General features: G+C 66.2%; 18 protein-coding genes. 7 read left to right on the top strand and 11 right to left on the bottom strand.

Going from position 1 to position 19,337, the window contains the following annotated elements; genetic code table 11:
* Nucleotides 1-152: 152 nt before the first annotated feature.
* From R5H30_RS08665 to hslO, 3 genes are read right to left on the bottom strand one after another with little or no spacing between them, the layout of a single operon-like run.
* A complete protein-coding gene (locus R5H30_RS08665; RefSeq protein ID WP_318327835.1) occupies nucleotides 153-1,328 on the bottom strand; it encodes a CCA tRNA nucleotidyltransferase in 1,176 nt (391 codons plus the stop codon).
* Nucleotides 1,304-1,900: a CoA pyrophosphatase gene (locus R5H30_RS08670; protein ID WP_318327836.1), complete on the bottom strand. Its 597-nt coding sequence runs from the start codon at nucleotides 1,898-1,900 to the stop codon at nucleotides 1,304-1,306. Before R5H30_RS08670 ends, R5H30_RS08665 begins: the two co-directional genes overlap by 25 nt.
* On the bottom strand, nucleotides 1,893-2,879 hold the full coding sequence (gene hslO, locus R5H30_RS08675) for an Hsp33 family molecular chaperone HslO (RefSeq protein ID WP_318327839.1): 987 nt from the start codon (nucleotides 2,877-2,879) through the stop codon (nucleotides 1,893-1,895). The genes R5H30_RS08670 and hslO overlap by 8 nt, the downstream gene beginning before the upstream one ends.
* Nucleotides 2,880-2,960: 81 nt before the next feature.
* Here hslO and R5H30_RS08680 point away from each other — a divergent pair, with 81 nt between their 5' ends.
* Nucleotides 2,961-3,401, top strand: a complete 441-nt coding sequence (locus tag R5H30_RS08680) for an NUDIX domain-containing protein (RefSeq protein WP_318327840.1) — start codon at nucleotides 2,961-2,963, stop codon at nucleotides 3,399-3,401.
* On the opposite strand, the gene R5H30_RS08685 is transcribed toward R5H30_RS08680, so the two are convergent.
* Nucleotides 3,396-4,670 (bottom strand): PP2C family protein-serine/threonine phosphatase, encoded by a 1,275-nt coding sequence (locus R5H30_RS08685; protein ID WP_318327842.1) that lies wholly within the window; start codon nucleotides 4,668-4,670, stop codon nucleotides 3,396-3,398. The two genes, R5H30_RS08680 and R5H30_RS08685, sit on opposite strands and share 6 nt — an antisense overlap.
* A gap of 152 nt (nucleotides 4,671-4,822) precedes the next feature.
* On the opposite strand from R5H30_RS08685, the gene R5H30_RS08690 reads away from it, so the two are divergent.
* Complete coding sequence (locus R5H30_RS08690; RefSeq protein ID WP_318327843.1) at nucleotides 4,823-5,155, top strand: Hpt domain-containing protein; 333 nt, start codon at nucleotides 4,823-4,825, stop codon at nucleotides 5,153-5,155.
* Here the strand turns inward: R5H30_RS08690 and R5H30_RS08695 are convergent.
* Entirely contained in the window at nucleotides 5,152-5,964 is an 813-nt protein-coding gene (locus R5H30_RS08695; RefSeq protein ID WP_318327844.1) for an SDR family NAD(P)-dependent oxidoreductase, read from the bottom strand. The genes R5H30_RS08690 and R5H30_RS08695 overlap by 4 nt on opposite strands.
* A 10-nt stretch (nucleotides 5,965-5,974) precedes the next feature.
* Entirely contained in the window at nucleotides 5,975-7,210 is a 1,236-nt protein-coding gene (gene ilvA / locus R5H30_RS08700; protein ID WP_318327845.1) for a threonine ammonia-lyase IlvA, read from the bottom strand.
* A gap of 128 nt (nucleotides 7,211-7,338) precedes the next feature.
* Between ilvA and R5H30_RS08705 the strand changes: the two genes are divergently transcribed.
* Nucleotides 7,339-8,568 carry an argininosuccinate synthase gene (locus tag R5H30_RS08705; RefSeq protein ID WP_318327846.1) on the top strand — a complete coding sequence of 410 codons (1,230 nt, stop codon included), beginning with the start codon at nucleotides 7,339-7,341 and terminating at the stop codon, nucleotides 8,566-8,568.
* Nucleotides 8,569-8,638: 70 nt separating this feature from the next.
* On the opposite strand, the gene R5H30_RS08710 is transcribed toward R5H30_RS08705, so the two are convergent.
* Nucleotides 8,639-9,046, bottom strand: a complete 408-nt coding sequence (locus R5H30_RS08710; RefSeq protein ID WP_318327847.1) for a DUF7282 domain-containing protein — start codon at nucleotides 9,044-9,046, stop codon at nucleotides 8,639-8,641.
* 229 nt (nucleotides 9,047-9,275) lie between these two features.
* Between R5H30_RS08710 and R5H30_RS08715 the strand changes: the two genes are divergently transcribed.
* Nucleotides 9,276-9,671, top strand: coding sequence for a hypothetical protein (locus R5H30_RS08715; RefSeq protein WP_318327848.1), 396 nt, complete (start codon nucleotides 9,276-9,278; stop codon nucleotides 9,669-9,671).
* 178 nt (nucleotides 9,672-9,849) lie between these two features.
* Complete coding sequence (locus R5H30_RS08720) at nucleotides 9,850-11,169, top strand: metal-dependent hydrolase family protein (RefSeq protein ID WP_318327849.1); 1,320 nt, start codon at nucleotides 9,850-9,852, stop codon at nucleotides 11,167-11,169.
* A gap of 108 nt (nucleotides 11,170-11,277) precedes the next feature.
* On the opposite strand, the gene R5H30_RS08725 is transcribed toward R5H30_RS08720, so the two are convergent.
* Nucleotides 11,278-11,976 carry a sulfotransferase-like domain-containing protein gene (locus R5H30_RS08725; RefSeq protein ID WP_318327850.1) on the bottom strand — a complete coding sequence of 233 codons (699 nt, stop codon included), beginning with the start codon at nucleotides 11,974-11,976 and terminating at the stop codon, nucleotides 11,278-11,280.
* A gap of 192 nt (nucleotides 11,977-12,168) precedes the next feature.
* Here R5H30_RS08725 and msrA point away from each other — a divergent pair, with 192 nt between their 5' ends.
* Nucleotides 12,169-12,834 carry a peptide-methionine (S)-S-oxide reductase MsrA gene (gene msrA, locus R5H30_RS08730; protein WP_318327851.1) on the top strand — a complete coding sequence of 222 codons (666 nt, stop codon included), beginning with the start codon at nucleotides 12,169-12,171 and terminating at the stop codon, nucleotides 12,832-12,834.
* On the opposite strand, the gene R5H30_RS08735 is transcribed toward msrA, so the two are convergent.
* Together R5H30_RS08735 and R5H30_RS08740 are read right to left on the bottom strand one after the other, a co-directional pair.
* Nucleotides 12,831-13,709, bottom strand: a complete 879-nt coding sequence (locus tag R5H30_RS08735) for a ribokinase (RefSeq protein ID WP_318327852.1) — start codon at nucleotides 13,707-13,709, stop codon at nucleotides 12,831-12,833. The genes msrA and R5H30_RS08735 overlap by 4 nt on opposite strands.
* Nucleotides 13,706-15,964: an NADP-dependent malic enzyme gene (locus R5H30_RS08740; protein ID WP_318327853.1), complete on the bottom strand. Its 2,259-nt coding sequence runs from the start codon at nucleotides 15,962-15,964 to the stop codon at nucleotides 13,706-13,708. Before R5H30_RS08740 ends, R5H30_RS08735 begins: the two co-directional genes overlap by 4 nt.
* 132 nt (nucleotides 15,965-16,096) lie before the next feature.
* Between R5H30_RS08740 and mutS the strand changes: the two genes are divergently transcribed.
* Nucleotides 16,097-18,736 (top strand): DNA mismatch repair protein MutS, encoded by a 2,640-nt coding sequence (gene mutS, locus R5H30_RS08745; RefSeq protein ID WP_318327854.1) that lies wholly within the window; start codon nucleotides 16,097-16,099, stop codon nucleotides 18,734-18,736.
* A gap of 31 nt (nucleotides 18,737-18,767) precedes the next feature.
* On the opposite strand, the gene R5H30_RS08750 is transcribed toward mutS, so the two are convergent.
* Nucleotides 18,768-19,331 carry a nucleotide exchange factor GrpE gene (locus R5H30_RS08750; RefSeq protein WP_318327855.1) on the bottom strand — a complete coding sequence of 188 codons (564 nt, stop codon included), beginning with the start codon at nucleotides 19,329-19,331 and terminating at the stop codon, nucleotides 18,768-18,770.
* Between the last annotated feature and the right edge of the window lie 6 nt (nucleotides 19,332-19,337).

The raw sequence follows: 19,337 nt of genomic DNA on the forward strand, positions 1-19,337 counted from the left end.
TCATTCACGGAAGGGTCCGGCGTCGCCCAGGGCACCACCGTCCGAAAGAGCAGTCAGACCGGCTTCAGCCGATCACGAACTCAGTGATATTTCCGCGCTTGTCCGCCATAATGGCTTTCCCTTACCCGCTCGGGCCCCGCATGTCGAGCCTTTCAGTCGTCAGGCAGCAGATCGTCCCTGCCCAGCGTGAAACCCGACTCGATCCAGCGTTGCTCGATCCGGCGCAGGGTCTCGCCCAGCGCCGGACCGGAGAGCGCCGGCATCAGGTCCGCCGCCCTGACCGGAAAGACCGCCTGCGCCCCGGTTTCGACAGCCCGCGCCGTGCCCGCCGGCATCTCGGTGCCCGCCATCGCGGCGCGCAGGATCGCCGCGGCCGTCGCGATCCGCGGTCCGTGCCGGTAGGCGATCTCGGCGATCCCCTGCGCACTGCCGGCACTTTCGGTCATCGCTTCCAGCGTGCGGACGTCCGCCCGGCTGAGCCGAAGCCGGTCCGCCACACCCTCGCCGCCCAGCGCCGCCAGCCGCAGAACCGGATCGGCATCGCCCGTGCCACTCTCGAGGTGCACGACCGGACCGAGAAACCGGTCGTCGGCTCCGGGCAGAAGCACCGCCAGACCACCCGTTGCGCGCATGCCCGCCACCGCCGCCACCGGATCCGGCGCCGACAATAGTTTCATCACTTCCGTTCCGATTCGTTCGGCGGAAAGCGTCTCTAACCCGGAGAGATTGCGCGCGATCGCATCAAGCGCATCCGGATCGAAACCGATCTGGGGATCGCCATACCAGGCGACGAAGCGAAAGTACCGCAGGGTCCGCAGGTAATCCTCGCGGATCCGCGCGTCCGCATCCTCGATGAACCGCACGCGGCGCGCCAAGAGATCCGGCAGCCCGCCCAGCGGATCGACGACCCGCCCCGTGGGCGTGGCATAAAGCGCGTTCATGGTGAAATCGCGCCGCCGCGCGTCCTCGGCAATGTCATCCGTAAACGCCACGACCGCCCGCCGTCCGTCGGTCTTCACGTCGCGCCGGAAGGTCGTGACCTCGAAGCCCCGGCCCTCGGCGACCACCGTGACCGTGCCGTGATCGATGCCCGTCGGCACGCATTTCAGTCCAGCCACCTCGGCCAGTTCGATGACCCTCTCGGGTCGTGCATCTGTGGCAAGGTCAACGTCCGAACCGCCCCGGCCCAGGATCGCGTCGCGGACACAGCCGCCGACGAAAAAGACCCGGTGATCGCCTGCCGCGACCGCCGCGCAGACCCGTTGCGCCGCGCGGTCGTCGAGCCAGGCGGTCCCGGCGGGGATCAGCGCGTCATCAGGTCGGTCCATGCCCGGAGCATACGCGCAGTCGCGCCCCAGATGTAATAGGGGCCGTAGGGCACCGCGAAATAGGACCGGACATGACCGCGCCATTGCCGCGACTGCACAACATAGTTCGAAGCGTCGAGCACATGCGACAGCGGCACTGCGAACACCTCCTCGACCTCGCCGGGTTCGGGAATGATGTCGAATGTGTCTCTGACAAAGGCGATCACGGGCGTTACCACGAACCCCGTCACCGTCTCGTGCGGGGCGATGGTGCCAAGAATTTCGACCAGGTTTCGCGGGAGGCCGATCTCTTCCTCCGCCTCGCGCAGAGCGGCCGCCACCGGGTCCGGATCGACCGGATCCTGCTTGCCGCCCGGAAAGGCGATCTGTCCAGGATGGTGCTTGAGCATGGAGGAGCGCTTGGTCAGCAGCAGCTCCAACCGCCCGTCGCGTTCGAAGATGGGCGCCAGAACCCCGGCGGGGCGCAGCTTGCGACCCTCGGGCAGCACGAAATCCGGGTTGAGGTCGAAATCCGAGGACGCCGCGCCGGAGTGCTCCAGCGCGGCGCGAATCGCGGCAATTGCGTCAGTCACGCGGGTCCTTTTCCGCCTCGAAGCCGACCGTTGCGGGGTCGAGATCGTAATGCGCCCCGCAGAACTGGCAGTCTGCCGTGACGCGCCCCTCGTCGGTGGTCATCTTCTCGATGTCCTTCGACGAGTAGATCGACAGGCTCTGCCGCACCCGGTCTTCCGAACAGGTACAGCCGAAGCGCACCGGCTGGGCGTCGAAAACCCGCGGCTGCTCCTCGTGGAAAAGCCGCAGCAGCAGGTCGTTCGGCGGCACCGACGGCCCGACAAGCTCCATCTCCTCGACGGTGTCGAGCAGGATGTTGACCCGGGACCAGTTCTCGGCCTCGCCGCCGTCCAGAAGATCGTCGGCGACCAGCGGCTCGCCGCTGCCTTCGCCCTGCGCCACGAAAGGCGAGGCCTTGGGCATGTGCTGCAGCATCACGCCGCCGCCCCGCCAATGCACGTCGACGCCGGGCTCCAGGCTTTCCCCGAAGCTGAGCGAGAAGCGGGTCGGAAGCTGTTCGGACTGCGCGAAGTAAGATTCGGCACAGGCCGACAGGCTTTCGCCGGTCAGCGGTGTGATCCCCTGGTAGGGTGTCATGCCCTTGCCCTGGTCGATCATGATGGCGAAATAGCCCTCGCCCAACTGCTCGAAGGGCGCACCGTCCGTCAGCTTGTCCGCGTCGTAGCTGGCATAGGCCCGGATCCGCGCCGGCGCGCCATCGGTCTCGGGACCATAGTAGTCCGTCGCGATCATGCGCACCGCGCCCTTGGTCTGGACCTGCAGCTGCAGCTTCCAGCGCAACTTGATGGTCTGCCCGATCAGCGCGGTCAGCAGGGCCATCTCGGCTACCAGCGCTTCGACCTGCGGCGGGTAATCGTGCTGCTTGAGGATGCCATTCAGCGCCCCGTCGAGCCGTGCGACACGGCCACGGATGTCGCTGACGTCAAGCTGGAAGGGCAGGACCGTGTCGTCCCACGCGATCTGTTGTCCGAGTGTCATTGGGGTTTCCTTAAGCGGCTGCTCTTGGCATACCGCGTCCATATATGGCCTACAACACGGATGAAAAGAGGACTTGCGCCCATGATCCCGAGGGTCGGCCATGCACCACGCGCAGACCGCCGCTACCGGACGCGGCCCGGCACCTACGCGATCCTGCCGCTGGGAAACCGGGTCCTGCTGACCGTCCAGACCGGTGACCCGGTCGATGTCCAGCTGCCCGGCGGCGGCGTAGATCCCGGCGAGAGCCCGGTGCAGGCGCTGCACCGCGAGGTGCTTGAAGAAACCGGCTGGCGCATTGCGCGTCCGCGCCGTCTGGGCGCCTTCCGGCGCTTCGCCTTCATGCCGGAATACGACCTCTGGGCCGAAAAGCTCTGCCATGTCTACGTCGCACGCCCCGTCCGCCCGGTGGCCGCGCCGACCGAAGCGGATCACCGGACTCTGGTTCTGACACCCCGCGAGGCCGCCACGATCCTCGGCAACGAAGGCGACCGGCGGTTCCTGCGGTCGTGGTTCGGGTTATGACGGGCCGTCGAATTCCAGAAGGATCCCGGAAATGTCGTCGGGAAACTTCGTACCGCCCCTGAACCGCGACAGCCGTTCGATCAGCGCCTCGAAAAACTCCGGTCCGCGCACATGCGCGAGGTCGCGGGCAAACCCTTCCACCCCGTCATCGCCAAGAAACGTGCCCGACTTCGACGGGCACTCGGCCACGCCGTCCGACAGGATCAGCAGCCGGTCGCCGGGATCGAGCGTCAGCTCGTACTGCGTGAAACTCGCCCCCGGCATCAGCCCGACCGGGAACCCGCCCGGCGCGTCCTGCTCGATGCGTCCGTCCGCACGCTGCACGATCGGGTGCGGGTGACCCGCCTGGCCGATGGCGATGCGCCCGGTTCCGAGGTCGACGTCCGCGAGCAGCATGGTGAAATAATGCTCGGTCGACATGTCGTTGAGGATCAGGTCGTTGAGCGTGCCGATGGCCTCGGCCGGGGGGCGTGGCGCGTGACCGCCATCGTCGCTTCGCGCGAGCGCGATGTTCTGCTCCGGCGTGCCGTCCGAGAGATACCCGGCCAGGCGCGCGGTCATCAGCGCCGAGCTGACGCCGTGGCCCGATACGTCGATGGCGAAAAGCCCGACACGATCCTGGCCGCCGGGAAAGAACCCGACCAGATCGCCCCCGACATGGCCGCTGGGCCGCAGCATCAGCGACACGCTGCCGCCGTCGAACCGGCGATGCGTTTCGCGCACGAGAGATTGCTGCAGCTTCCGGGCTTCGGCGAGATCGCTGTCGAGCGCGCTGTAGAGCCGCTGCATCTCGTCCAGCGTTTCCGAGATCAGCCGGTTCTTTTCGGTCAGTTCGCGCTGCATCCGCAGGATGCGCCGACCGGCATCGACGCGCGCGCGCAACTCATGCCCATGCACCGGCTTGGTCAGAAAATCGTCGGCCCCCGCGTCGAGACCCTGGGCCACGTCCTGCTTGTCGCTTTTCGACGTCAGCAGGATGAAGTAGGCGAACTGGTCCACAGACTGCTCGCGGAAGCGCTGGCAGAACTCGATCCCGGACATGCCCGGCATCACCCAGTCACTGAGCACCAGGTCGGGCGGGTGTTCGGCACTGCGCGCCAGCGCCTCCTCGCCCGATCCGGCCTCGGTCACCGCGTGACCCGCCTGACCCAGAAGCCCTGAGAGCACCCGGCGCTGCATCGGGCTGTCGTCAACGACCAGGACCGACAGCGCCGCGCGGGCACGGGCGCGCTGTCCGGTCAGCCCGGTCGGATCGGTTTCAAGCAGCATTCGGTCGTCCCGTGCGAGGATCCTCCAACCGGGCTTAGCGGCACCGGGTTTAAGGTCGTGTGAATGCTCGAATTCACTTGGTTCAAATCTTCCGCGTTACCTCATGTTAACGATATGCCGCGAGGCTTGCGCCGGAGGCAGACGGGGTAGCGATGATCGACTGGAACCAGATCGAGACGTTGAAAAGGGACTTGGGCGCGGACGTGTTCGACGAAATCGTCGAACTTTTCCTCAGTGAAACCGGAACGGCGATCTCACAGCTCCGGCAGGCGCCCGCTGCGGGCGATCTTCCGGAACTGCTGCATTCCTTGAAGGGCAGCGCGCTCAACCTGGGCTTCGAGGATTTCGTCGAACTCTGCAAGGTTGGAGAGATTGTTGCCCGTACCGGCAACCTCACCGTGATCGAGGTCGAGCGGATCGCGGATTGTTACGATGCCACGCGGTCGCTGTTCCTTTCACAGATCGGAGAGCGCCGCGCCGGCTAGACCAGACGGTAAAGCGCGGCTGCATCCAGCGACCCGTCTGCCGCCGCGGTCCGGCGGCGCAGCTTGCGCATGCCCGCGATCCACGCTTCGGGGTCGCGCGCGCGCAGGGCAGCGTAATCCGCGACCTGCGGATGCGGCAGGATCAGGAACCGTTTTTTCGCGACGCCTTCGACGATCACCGCCGCCGCCTCTTCGGCGGTGAGCAGGCCCGGCACGTCATCGGCATCCCCGGAGGCCAGCCCGATCAGCGGGGTCGCGACATATTGCGGACAGACCACCGAGACATCGATGCCGTCGTCGCCGTGGCTGATCGCCAGCGACTCGGCAAAGCTGACGGCGGCATGCTTGGTCGCGGAATACGCCGCGTCTCCGATCTGGTTCAGAAGCCCCGCCGCCGAGGCGACACTGACGAGATGTCCCGAGCGCCGGGCGATCATCTCGGGCAGGAGCGCCCGCGCCGCGTAGACATGCGCCATGACATGCAGGCGCCAGTTCAGCGTCCAGACGTCGTCGTCGGCAGAGACGGCATGTCCCGGCTGACCGCGCGCAACGCCCGCGTTAGAGACGAAAATGTCCACCGGACCAAGCTTCGTTCGCACCTCATCGACAAGCGACCGAACGGCCTCTTCGCGGGTCACGTCGCACGTCACCCCGAGCCCGCCGATCTCGCCCGCGACGGCCCGTGCGCCGGCGGCGTCGTGGTCCGCAATGCAGACCCGGGCGCCCGCCTTCGCGAACCGCCGCGCAAGTGCGGCGCCGATCCCGCTGGCTCCTCCTGTGACCACCACGGTCCTGCTTTCGAAGTCCATGCCCGCTCCCTCAGATCACGAATTGCGCCAGCGTCTCGTCGTTGGTGATGTCGGTGTAAGTGAACCCAGCCGCGTCGAGCTTGCCGCGCAGCGCGTCGAAATTCGAAGGCGCGCTGGTCTCGATGCCGATCAGTACCGAGCCGAAGTTACGCGCGGACTTCTTGAGGTATTCGAAGCGCGCGATGTCGTCGTCGGGCCCCAGGATCTCGAGAAACTCCTTGAGCGCCCCGGGCCGCTGCGGCATCCGCAGGATGAAGTATTTCTTCACCCCGCCGTAGCGCTGCGCCCGTTCCTTCACTTCCGGCAGGCGCTCGAAATCGAAGTTTCCGCCCGAGGTGACACAGACCACAGTCTTGCCGCGGATCGTCTCGCCCAGCTCGGACAAAGCCTCGACCGCCAGCGCGCCGGCGGGTTCCAGCACCACGCCCTCGACGTTCAGCATCTCCATGATCGTGACGCAGATGCGGTCTTCGGAAAGGCTGAGGACGTCGCCGGGATCAACTCCGGCTAGCCGCGCGAAGGTCTTTTCGCCCAACTTGGCCACCGCCGCCCCGTCGACGAAATTGTTGATCGGCGAGACGTCCACGGGCTGTCCCTCGGCCAGCGCGGCGGCGAGGCTTTTTGCGCCCGCGGGTTCCACGAAGGTCATTGCGCAGTCGGTGCCGAAATAGCTGCGCACGCCCGAGGACAGCCCGCCGCCGCCCACCGGCAGGATGATCCGGTCCGGCAGCGCCCCGAGCTGCGCCTCGATCTCCACCGCCACTGTCGCCTGCCCCTCGATCACATCCGCGTCGTCGAAGGGCGACAAGAAATGCCCGCCTGCCTCGGAGCAGAACGCCTGTGCGGCGCCCAGCGTCTTGTCGAAATAGTCCCCGACCAGCCGGATCTCGACCATGCCGCCACCGAACATGCGGGTTTTCTGGATCTTCTGCTGCGGCGTCGTCACCGGCATGAACACGACGCCCCTGACCCCGAAATGCCGGCACATGAAGGCCACGCCCTGCGCGTGGTTGCCCGCCGAGGCACAGACAAAAAGCGACTTGCCCGGGATCTGCTTGCGCATCGCGTTGAAGGCCCCGCGCAGCTTGTACGAACGCACCGGGCTCAGATCCTCGCGCTTGAGCCAGATGTCGGCGCCGAACCGCGCGCTCAGGTGATCGTTGCGCATCAGCGGCGTCTCGGGAAAGACGCTCCGCATGTCGCGTTCGGCGGCGCGGGCGGCGGCGATGAAGGCGTCGCGGGTCATCACGGGGGTCCTCGTGTCGGGTGCACGATCAGTAGGCATCGCCGCCGCGCCGGTCAACGCGGGCCAAGCTTGCGAGCGCATCGAAAACCCGCTATCGCGCTTCGCGATCCCGAACGAAGGAATTCCGCATGTCCGCGCCGAAGAAAGTAGTGCTCGCCTATTCCGGCGGTCTCGACACCTCGATCATCCTCAAGTGGCTGCAGACCGAGTACGGCTGCGAAGTGGTGACCTTCACCGCCGATCTCGGCCAGGGTGAGGAACTGGAACCGGCGCGCAAGAAGGCGGAACTGCTGGGCATCAAGCCCGAAAACATCTTCATCGAGGACGTGCGCGAGGAGTTCGTGCGCGATTTCGTTTTCCCGATGTTCCGCGCCAACGCGGTCTACGAAGGGCTCTACCTGCTGGGCACTTCGATCGCGCGCCCGCTCATCTCGAAACGGCTGGTGGAGATCGCGGCCGAGACTGGGGCCGATGCGGTGGCGCATGGCGCGACCGGGAAGGGCAATGACCAGGTTCGCTTCGAACTTGCGGCCTATGCGCTCAATCCCGACATCAAGGTGATCGCGCCGTGGCGGGTCTGGGACCTGACCAGCCGCACCCGGCTGATCGATTTCGCCGAGCAGAACCAGATCCCGATCGCCAAGGACAAGCGCGGCGAGGCGCCGTTCAGCGTGGATGCGAACCTTCTGCACACCTCGTCCGAAGGCAAGGTGCTGGAGGACCCGGCCGAGGATGCGCCGGATTACGTCTACCAGCGCACCACCGACCCGGAAAAAGCACCAGATACGCCGGAATATGTCGAGATCGGCTTCGAGAAGGGCGACGCGATCAGCATCAATGGCGAGGCGCTGTCCCCGGCCGCGCTGCTGACGAAGCTCAACGAACTGGGCGGCAAGCACGGCTGCGGCCGGCTCGACCTCGTCGAGGGGCGTTTCGTGGGCATGAAGTCACGCGGCATCTACGAGACCCCGGGCGGGACGCTGCTGCTCGAGGCGCATCGCGGGATCGAATCGATCACGCTCGACCGCGGCGCGATGCATCTCAAGGACGAGCTGATGCCGCGCTACGCCGAACTGATCTACAACGGGTTCTGGTACAGCCCCGAGCGCAAGATGCTGCAGGCCGCCATCGACGCGAGCCAGGAGCATGTCACCGGCACGGTTCGGCTCAAGCTCTACAAGGGGCACGTGCGCACGGTCGGGCGCTGGTCCGACCATTCGCTTTATTCCGAAGCGCATGTCACCTTCGAAGAAGATGCCGGCGCCTACGACCAGAAGGACGCGGCAGGCTTCATCCAGCTCAACGCGCTGCGCCTCAAGCTTCTGGCCGCCCGCGACAAGCGTCTGTCGGGCAGGTAAAAACCCGGACCGGTGAACCGGTCCGGGCTGCGCATCCCTGTGTCATTGGGGATAACCGGTGGGATGCAGCTTACTTGGCGGTGACGACCTGCATCACCAGGTTTCCGTCGGGCTTGATCGGCCCGTCCTCGGTCGCGCCGAGGGTGTATTCGAAGGCGCCGGTGGTCATGCCGCCCGCTTCCGAGTGGATCATCAGCATCAGCATCTCGCCGGGCTGCACCTCTTCGGTGAGGATCGCCGCGACGTCCGTGTTCTCGCCACCGCGCAGCGGGGCATAGCCCACCACCGGGCCAGGCTTCATCTCGGCATCGGTGCGATGCACGACCAGCCAGCCGTTCTCGCCGGCCATGACCTTTTCGGCGCTCACGATGCCGTTCGACACGTCCTGGTCGCTTGCCATCACCATCGGTGCGTGGTTGTCGGCAAACGCCGCTCCGGCCACAAGCGCGAGAGCGGAAATTGTTGCTGCAATTTTCATCGGTTGGTCTCCCTTGGTTCCAATTACACGCGCAGTCACGTGGCCGATCACCGGGAAGTTTCAGCCGCCGCGAAACTTGAAGGTTGCTCGAATTCGGCCCACAGCACTAACCCAAGGGAAAGCCTGACAATTTCGAGAAATACCCCTAAGGTTGCGGGCAAGACTTTCTTGGCCTCGGGTACACCATGTCTTGCGCGACCCTGGTCGAGGCGACACGAGGAGTGCCCAAGTGACGTTTCCGCTGCCGCTCGCAAAGCTTTTGCGTCTGCAATGGCTGTTCGCGGCTCTCGCCTTCGGCTTTCTCATCGCAAGCGGTCTCACCGCGTTAATCGCGGGTGCGCCGCTCAGCGCGGCGCCGGTTGCGGCATCGCTGGTGATGTTCACGCTCTACGCGACCAGCCTGAAGCTGCCGGGCATGGGCCGTGTCGGCTGGTACCGCCTCGCAATGATCCCGGCGATTGTCGTGTTCGGTGGCGGCGGGGTTATCGCCAATGTCGTTCAGAACGGGCTGGACGACTACGCCTCGGTTCCGGTGTTCGTCGTGGCCGTCGGCATCAATCTCTACGGGACGATCCTGAACATCATCGTGGCGCTCGGCCTCTACCGGACAGAAGACGTCGCATGACCGTTGCCACTGGATTTACCGACGGGCGTTTATCAAGCCGCCGCGAAACAGTCGGGCCCGCCCCGACCGGAACGACCTTCCGCCGCCGAAGGCCGGTCGGAAGATACAGTCGAAGCCTTACGGCCACGAAAAGAAAATTCTGCAAATCCATCCCGTTCGACATCTGAAAGGAGTTGCCATGCGCGCGCCCAGAACGTTTCTCGCCAGTATTTTCTGTCTTGCCCTCGCCTCGCCCGGCGTCGCGCAGGACGCCACGCTGATCACCGGCGCACGCATCTTCGACGGGGTCAGCGAAGATCTCATCGAAGGGCAGGACGTGCTGGTCGAGGACGGGCTGATCTCGGCCATCGGGGCCGATCTCGACGCGCCCGAGGGTGCCACCGTGCTCGACGCCGGCGGGCGCTTCCTGATGCCGGGCTTCGCCGATATGCATTCGCATCTGATGTTCCAGATGCCGTTCGGCCTCGCGTTCTCTTCCGACCGGGAATATTGGGCCTATGTGGCGTCGGTCACGGCTGAACAATACCTGATGCAAGGCTTCACGACCGTCCGCGACGTCGGCGGCAATTCCTTCTCGCTGAAGCTCGCCATCGACCAGGGCATCCTCGTCGGCCCGCGCGTCTACCCGTCGGGCCCGATGATCTCGCAGAGCTCGGGCCATTCGGACCACCGGACCGACGCCAACGCGCCCGGATCGCTGGAGTTTGATCCCAGTGTGCCGATGAAGTACTTCCATGCCGCGATTGCCGACGGGCGTGAAGAGGTCCTGAGAACCGTGCGCGAGGTGCTGCGCCGCCGGGCCTCGCAGATCAAGATTTCCGTGGGCGGGGGTACCGGATCGTATGCCGACCCGCTTGACACCATGCAGTACACCGATGACGAGATCCGCGCCGCCGTCGAGGCGGCGGAGGACTGGAACACCTACGTCACCGCCCATGTCTACAACTCCGACGGCATCATCCGCGCGCTCGAGAACGGCGTGAAATCGATCGAGCACGGCAACCTGATGAGCGAGGAGGCGATGCGCCTGATGATGGAGAAGGACGCCTGGCTGTCGCCGCAGGTGATTGTCTATACCTTCCATCCGGCGGGTTACAACGATGAGCAGAAGGCCCGGCACGACGAAGCTTTCGACGGCATCGACCAGATGTTCACCATGGCCAAGGAATTGGGCTTCGAAAACATCGTCTTCGGCACCGACGTCATCACCTCGCCTGCGATGCTCGCGCGGGCCAACGAAGAGTTCGTGCTGCGCACCGAGTGGTTCGACAATATCGAGATCCTGCGGCAGGCGACCTCGAAATCGGCCGAGCTTCTGGCGCTGTCCGGTCCGCGCAACCCCTACCCGGGCACGCTCGGGGTGATCGCGGAAGGTGCGCATGCCGATATCCTGCTGATCGACGGCAACCCGCTCGAGGATATGTCGGTGATGACCGAATACGAGGAACGCTTCGACCTGATCATGAAGGGCGGAGAGATCTTCAAGAACGCGCTGTAACGCGCCGCAGCGTCGATGGCGGCCCGACCCCGGGCCGCCTGCAACCCACCTTCGCCATTGGAGCGACTTGATCCGGAGACACGGCGCAACCGCCTCGCCGTGGAGGTGTCAGTGCAGGCGCCGGTTCCATAGCGCCTCGTAATACGGCAGCGCCTCGGCCGACAGCTCCGCCTCGCGTCCCGACAGGTCGGGCAGCGGACCCTCGGCCCCCGCAAACCCTGTGCTCTGGTGGACCGCGCCGTACCAATGTGCCGCCCAGACACCGTCGGCGCTGCGCGTACCCGCCGGCCAGCACAGCATCGCGGCATCAAAGCGCAGCCCGATCCGATCGCAGAGCAACCGGAGCATGGCCTCGGGGTCGGCGCGGATGTCGTCACTGTCCACGACGATCCCGCCCAGCCGGTCAAATAGCGCGGTCTGCTGTTCGAAGCCGATATCGCGAAGATCCGGCGCCTCGCGCTTGGCCGCGTAGCTTGCAATCACCCGCGCCGGGTGGCGGATCAGGTGGACATTGACGCAGCCCTCGGCCCAGCCCAGCGGAAAGCCGTCGAGCATGTGATGCGCCATGTGCTTCATGTAGAGGTGCGGACGGTCGGCGAGTTCGACGCCGCAGACCTCGGCCACGCTCCGCGCGTCGGTCTCGTGGACGGCAAGGATCTCGTCGCGCATCGGGTGGTCGAGCCCGGTCTCGATGAGGTAAGCGCCGTAGAACGGCTCGTCCATGACGTGGAAATCGTCGCGCGCGCCAAAACTGTACATCATCGCCGTCGAGAGGTTCCGGGGTCCCGACCACATTGCAATCCGCATTCCGTCCCGCCCTCATTCCGACGCCCGCTGTAACATTCCGCGCCCTGTCCCGGCCCGGTCTGTTTCAGCGCACGCTAGGAACGCCGCCCGGCAAAGCCAAGAGGTAAACCGCGCTCACACGCCCGTGTTTTCACCGCAGCGTGAATTGAGGCGCACCCGGCCTCGCCTAGACTGGGTCCAGAGGAGATGCACATGCCGAGACATCATCACACCCTGCGCACCTGCGCCCTTGCCGCGGCCATCGCACTTGGCCTGATCGCGCAGAGCCGCGGCGCCCATGCGGCCGAAACCGAAACCCTGACCGTCGCCGGAGGGTGTTTCTGGTGCGTGGAGGCCGACTTCGAGAAGGTGAAAGGCGTCAAGGGGGCGGTGTCGGGCTTTACCGGCGGAACCACGGCGAACCCGACCTACAAGCAGGTGACCGGTGGCAGCACCGGGCATTACGAGGCGGTGCAGATCCGGTTCGATCCGTCGGTGGTCAGCCGCGAGCAGCTTTTGCACATGTTCTTCCGGTCGATCGACCCCACCGACGCGGGCGGGCAGTTCTGCGATCGCGGCGACAGCTACCGCACGGCGGTCTTCGCCGACGGCGCGGCGCAGAAACAGGCCGCGCAGGCCGCGAAATCCCAGGCCCAGCAGGCGCTCGGCCAGACGGTGGTGACCCCGGTGCTCGATGCCGGGCGGTTCTACCCCGCCGACGCCTACCACCAGGACTACTACAAGGGCGACAAGCTGATCCTCACGCGGTTCGGCCCGAAACGCCAGGCCAGCGCTTACAAGGCCTATCGCGAAGCCTGCGGACGCGACACACGCGTCCGCCAGCTTTGGGGCAGCGCGGCGCCCTTCGTCGGAAGCTAACGCCCGAAGACGTGGTCCTCGATCTCCTTGAGGTCGGGGATGACGTCGGCGGTGCCGTGGCGCGTCACCATCAGCGCCGCCGCCCGCATCGCCTGGCTGACCGCCTGCGCCATCGGCATCCCCCGGTCGAGACAGGCGACGAGATACCCGGTGAAGGTGTCCCCCGCGCCGGTGGTGTCGACCGCCTCCACCTTCAGCGCCTCAAAGCTGCGACCCGCCCGATCTTCCTGCGAGATCCACAAGCAACCTTCGGCGCCGCGCGTCACCACGATGTCCGAAACCGGCAGATCCGCCAGGTTGGAGCCTGTTTCGCGCTGCAACTGCTCGGCCTCCACCGCGTTCAGGACAAGCAGATCGAGCAAATCCATAACCGCGCGCACCGAGGCCGCCTCGAAGGGTGCCGCCGCATAGGCCACGCGCATCCCCTTGGCGCGCGCCGCCTCGGCCGCCTCGCGCTGCATGCTGGTCTCGTTCTGAAAGATCAGCGTGTCCCCCGGTCCCGCCTCGCTCAGCGCGGCCTCGACCATCTCAGCCGTGACCTCGCGATTGGCGCCGGGAAAGATGACGATGGTGTTCTCGGCCTCGGGATCGAGGTAGATCACCGCGTGGCCCGTGGCCGCTTCGGTTTCCGCGATGTGCCGCGTGTCGACGCCGTACTCCAGCAGACGCTCCACCGCCCACCGCCCGTCTTTTCCCACGCCTCCGATATGCACGACCCGCGCCCCCGCCCGGGCCGTCGCGACCGACATGTTCGCGCCCTTGCCCCCCAGCCCGCGGGTCAGCTTGGCCGCACTCAGCGTCTCGCCTGGACCCGGCAGATGCGGCACGTGGTAGACGAAGTCCGCGTTGATCGAGCCGAGGTTGAAGACCGTCACCGTCCCACCCCGCTCGCCGCGAGCACCGCCATGTTCATGATGTCGTTCGCGGTCGAGGTCGAGGAACAAATCTGGATCGCCCCGTCGACCCCGGCAAGGATCGGCCCGATCACGGTCGCACCCGCCATTTCCTGCATCAGCTTGACCGAGATGCTGGCCGAATGCCGCGCCGGCACGACAAGGATGTTCGCCGGTCCGGTCAGGCGCGAGAACGGGTATTGCGCCTGGCTGCGGGCGTTGAGCGCGACATCCACCGTCATTTCGCCCTCGTATTCGAAACTCACGCCGCGCTGGTCGAGCACGCGCGGTGCCTCGAGCATCTTGGTGGCGCGTTCCGACACCGGGTAGCCGAAGGTCGAGAAGCTGACGAAGGCCACGCGCGGCTCGAGCCCCATGTTGCGCGCCACCGTCGCCGCACGCTCGGCGATATTGGCAAGATCCTCCTCGTCGGGCCATTCGTGCACCAGCGTATCGGCGATGAACACAATGCGCCCCTTGTGCACCAGCGCGGTGATCCCGGCCGCAGCACTGGAAACATCGGCGTTATAGACGTGGTTGATCCGCTCAAGGATATGCGCCGACTTGCGCGTCGCACCGGTGACGAGGCCATCGCCATGCCCGTGCGCCAGCATCAAGGCCGAGAACACGTGCCGGTCGCGGGCGGCAAGGCGATGCACGTCCTGCGCGTCGAATCCCTTGCGCTGCAGGCGGTCGTAAAGAAACGCCTTGTAGGTCTCGAGATGCATCGTCTTGGCGGCGTTCACGACCTCGATCTCGCGCACCGCGTCCTCGAGCCCCGCCTCCTTGAGCTTGGCGCGCACGTCGTCGTCGCGGCCCACGACCAGCGCCTTGCCGAAGCCCGAGCGCTGGTAGGTCACCGCCGCGCGCAGCACCCGCGGATCGTCGCCCTCGGCAAAGATCATCCGGGTCTGGTTCGCCCGCGCCCGCGCTGTGATGCCGCGCAGGATGCTTGCCGTCGGGTCCATGCGCGATTTCAGCGACAGCTCATAGGCGTCCATGTCGATGATCGGCCGCCGCGCGGCGCCCGTGTCCATGCCGGCCTTGGCCACGGCGGGCGGAACGCGGTGGATCAGGCGCGGATCGAAGGGCGTCGGGATGATGTAATCGCGCCCGAAGCTGAGGTTCTTGCCATAGGCCAGCGCCACCTCGTCCGGCACGTCCTCGCGCGCCAGAAGCGCCAGCGCATGGGCGCAGGCGATCTTCATCTCGTCGTTGATGGCGCGCGCGTGGATGTCCAGCGCACCGCGGAAGAGATAGGGAAAGCCCAGCACGTTGTTGACCTGATTGGGATAGTCGCTGCGCCCGGTCGCCACGATCGCGTCTGCCCGCACCGCGCGCGCCTCTTCCGGCGTGATCTCGGGGTTGGGGTTGGCCATCGCGAAGATCACCGGGTCGTCGGCCATGCTTGCGACCATGTCCTGCGTGACCGCGCCCTTGACCGAGACCCCGAGGAACACATCGGCCCCCTTCATCGCCTCTTCTAGCGTGCGCAGCTCGGTCTTGACTGCGTGCGCCGATTTCCACTGGTTCATGCCCTCGGTGCGGCCCTGGTAGATCACGCCCTTGGTGTCGCACATGATGCAGTTCTCGTGCCGCGCCCCCATCGACTTCAGCAGTTCGAGACAGGCGATCCCCGCCGCCCCGGCCCCGTTGAGCACGATGCGCACGTCCTCGATCTTCTTGCCCGAGATGTGCAGCGCGTTGATCAGCCCGGCCGCACAGATCACCGCCGTGCCGTGCTGGTCGTCGTGAAAGACCGGGATGTCCATCTCTTCCTTGAGCCGCTGCTCGATGATGAAACATTCCGGCGCCTTGATGTCCTCGAGGTTGATGCCCCCGAAAGTCGGCCCCATCAGCTTGACCGCGTTCACGAAGGCATCGGTGTCCTCGGTGTCGAGTTCGAGGTCGATCGAATTGACGTCGGCGAAGCGCTTGAAGAGCACCGCCTTGCCCTCCATCACCGGTTTCGAGGCCAGCGCGCCGAGGTTGCCGAGTCCCAGAACCGCCGTCCCGTTCGAGATCACCGCGACGAGGTTGCCCTTGTTGGTATAGTCGTAGGCGGTTTCGGGCCGGTCCGAGATCGCCTCGCAGGGCACCGCGACACCGGGGCTGTAGGCCAGGCTCAGGTCACGCTGCGTGGTCATCGGGACCGTCGCCGAGATCTCGAATTTTCCCGGTGCCGGTTCGAGATGGAAGGCCAGCGCCTCTTCGTCGGTGATGCGGTTCTTGGACACTGGCGAGCCTCCCCCTTGGCAGCGTACCGGCTGTTCTAGCGGCATTGCAGACCTGCCTCAATGGGCCAGAATTGGCGCTTTCGCCGCCGGTCCCGGATTTGTAAGGTCCGCCGAAACCGCCGGGGGGCCAGCATGACCGTGACGCCGATGATGGCGCAATATCTCGAGATCAAGGCCGCGCACGCCGACGCCCTGCTGTTCTACCGCATGGGTGATTTCTACGAGATGTTCTTCGACGACGCGGTGGCCGCGGCCGAGGCGCTCGACATCGCGCTGACCAAGCGCGGCAAGCACGACGGCGACGACATCCCGATGTGCGGCGTGCCGGTGCATTCCGCGGAAGGCTACCTTCTGACGCTGATCCGCAAGGGGTTTCGCGTCGCCGTCTGCGAGCAGATGGAAAGCCCCGCAGAGGCCAAGAAACGCGGCTCGAAATCGGTCGTCAAACGCGACGTGGTGCGGCTGGTCACCCCCGGCACGCTGACCGAGGAATCGCTGCTCGAGGCGCGCAGCCACAACTACCTCGCCGCTTTTGCCGAGGTGCGCGACGACACCGCGCTTGCCTGGGTCGACATCTCGACCGGCGCGCTGCACGTCATGCCATTGACCGCGACCCGGCTGGGTCCGGAATTGGCGCGGCTCGCCCCGTCCGAGCTGATCGTGGCGGAAACCCGCGAGGCGGAGCTGCGCGCGGTGGCCGAGGATTTCGGCATCGCCCTGACTCCGCTGGCCCGCTCCGCCTTCGACAGCACCTCGGGCGAGGACCGGGTGTGCGCGCTATTCGGGGTCGAGACCCTGGAGGGCTACGGCACCTTCTCGCGCGCCGAGGTTTCGGCGCTGGGCGCCATCGTGCAGTATCTCGACCTGACGCAGAAAGGTCAGTTGCCACTGCTGCGCCCGCCGCGTCGCGACTCGCCCGAGCGCACCGTGCAGATCGACGCCGCCACGCGGCGCAACCTCGAGATCACGCGGTCGCTGGCCGGAAGCCGCGCCGGGTCGCTGCTTTCGGTGATGGACCGCACAGCCACCGCCGCCGGCGCGCGGCTGCTCGAACGGCGGCTTTCGAGCCCGTCACGCGACCTCGCGCTTGTGCGCGACCGTCTCGACGCGGTGTCTTTCGCCGTCGACCACGCCGGAGTGCGCGGCGAGGCGCGCGACCTGCTGCGCAAGGTGCCCGACATCGACCGCGCCCTGTCGCGCATCGCGCTCGACCGGGCCGGGCCGCGCGACCTCAGCGCGATCCGCAACGGTTTGTCTCGGGCCGAAGAGCTGGCCGCGCTGCTGTCGGGCCACGACCTGCCCGGCATTCTGGCCCAGGCCGCCGGCGACCTGACGGGGCATGACTCGCTGATCGCCGCGCTCGATTCGACGCTGGTCGCCGAGCCGCCGCTTCTGGCGCGCGACGGCGGGTTCATCGCCCCCGGTCATGACGCCGACCTCGACGAGGCCCGCCAGTTGCGCGACGAGGGTCGCGGTGTCATCGCCCGGATGCAGCAGCAGTTCGTCGAGGAAACCGGCATCGCCTCGCTCAAGATCAAGCACAACAACGTGCTGGGCTACTTCATCGAAACCACGGCGACGCATGCCCAGAAGATGCTGTCGCCGCCGCTCTCGGACAGGTTCATCCATCGTCAGACCACCGCCAATCAGGTGCGGTTCACCACAGTCGAACTGTCGGAGCTGGAAACGCGGATCCTGAACGCCGGATCGCGGGCAATCGAGATCGAAAAGTGTCTCTACCAAGGGCTTTGCGAAACGGTGCTGACCGCCTCCGGCCCGGTCGGCGCCACCGCCGCCGCGCTCGCCGAACTCGACCTTGCGCTGGCGCTGGCCGAAGTCGCCGCGATCGAGAGCTGGGTGCGTCCGCAGGTCGACGACAGCCGCGCCTTTACCATCGAAGGCGGGCGCCACCCGGTGGTCGAGCGTGCATTGCAAACCCAAGGCGGAGAGCCCTTCATCGCCAACGATTGCGACCTCGGCGCCGAGGGCGATGCGGCGGCGATCTGGCTTTTGACCGGGCCGAACATGGCCGGCAAGTCGACATTCCTGCGCCAGAACGCGCTGATCGCTCTTTTGGCTCAGGCGGGCAGCTTCGTCCCGGCGGCCTCGGCCCACGTCGGCCTCGTCAGCCAGCTTTTCAGCCGCGTCGGCGCCTCGGACGATCTTGCGCGCGGGCGCTCGACCTTCATGGTCGAGATGGTCGAGACCGCGGCGATCCTCAATCAGGCCGACGACCGCGCGCTGGTGATCCTCGACGAAATCGGGCGCGGCACGGCGACCTATGATGGTCTTTCCATCGCTTGGGCGACGCTGGAACACCTGCACGACGTGAACCGGGCCCGCGCGCTCTTTGCCACGCATTATCACGAGATGACGGCGCTGGCCGGAAAGCTTGCCGGTGTCGAGAACGCCACCGTCGCCGTCAAGGAGTGGGAGGGCGAGGTGATCTTCCTGCACGAAGTGCGCAAGGGGGCCGCCGACCGGTCCTATGGCGTGCAGGTCGCCCAGCTTGCGGGACTTCCACCCGCCGTGATCGCCCGGGCGCGGGTCGTGCTCGACGCTCTGGAAAAAGGCGAGCGCGAAGGCGGCGCGACTCAGAAGACGCTGATCGACGACCTGCCGTTGTTCTCGGCCCGTCCTGCCGCACCGCCACCTGCACCGAAACAGGATTCGGCCGTCGAAAAGGCGCTGGAAACCGTCCTGCCGGACGAGTTGACCCCGCGCGAGGCGCTGGAACTGGTTTACAAACTGAAAGAGGCGGCCAGAACCTGACCGCCTCCGAAATCCGAATGGCCCGACAGGCTCAGCTTGCCGGCGTCGAGGACACGCCGACTTGCGCCGGGCGCAGCAGCCGGTCGCGCAGCATGAAACCTTCGGCGGCGACCTGGATGATGTCGCCGGCCTTGGTGCCCGGCACCGGGGCCTCGAACATCGCCTGGTGATGCTGCGGATCGAACCGGTCGCCCACTTCCGGCGCGATGACCTCGATCCCGTGCTTCTTGAACACGTTGAGCAGCTCGCGCATCGTCAGCTCGATACCCTCGATCAACGGGCCCGCTACGTCGCGCTGTTCGTCCGTCGCGGCGTCGAGCGCGCGCTTCATGTTGTCATAGACCGGCAAAATGTCGCGCGACAGCTTCGCGCCGCCGTAATGCTCGGCCTCGCGCCGATCCTTCTCGGACCGCTTGCGCGCGTTCTCGGCATCCGCCAGCGCCCGCATGAACCGGTCCTTCAGCTGATCGCGCTCGGCCCGAAGCTGATCCAGCTCCAGCTCCTCGGCGTCGATCTCTGCCGCGGCGTCGGCATATTCTTCCGTTTCGGCATTCTCGATATCATCGAGAAAGTCGTCTTCCCTTGGCTTTGCCATATGTCA

This window comes from Roseobacter sp. FCG-D35 (genome assembly GCF_033436665.1).
Taxonomy (GTDB): domain Bacteria; phylum Pseudomonadota; class Alphaproteobacteria; order Rhodobacterales; family Rhodobacteraceae; genus JAWQFO01.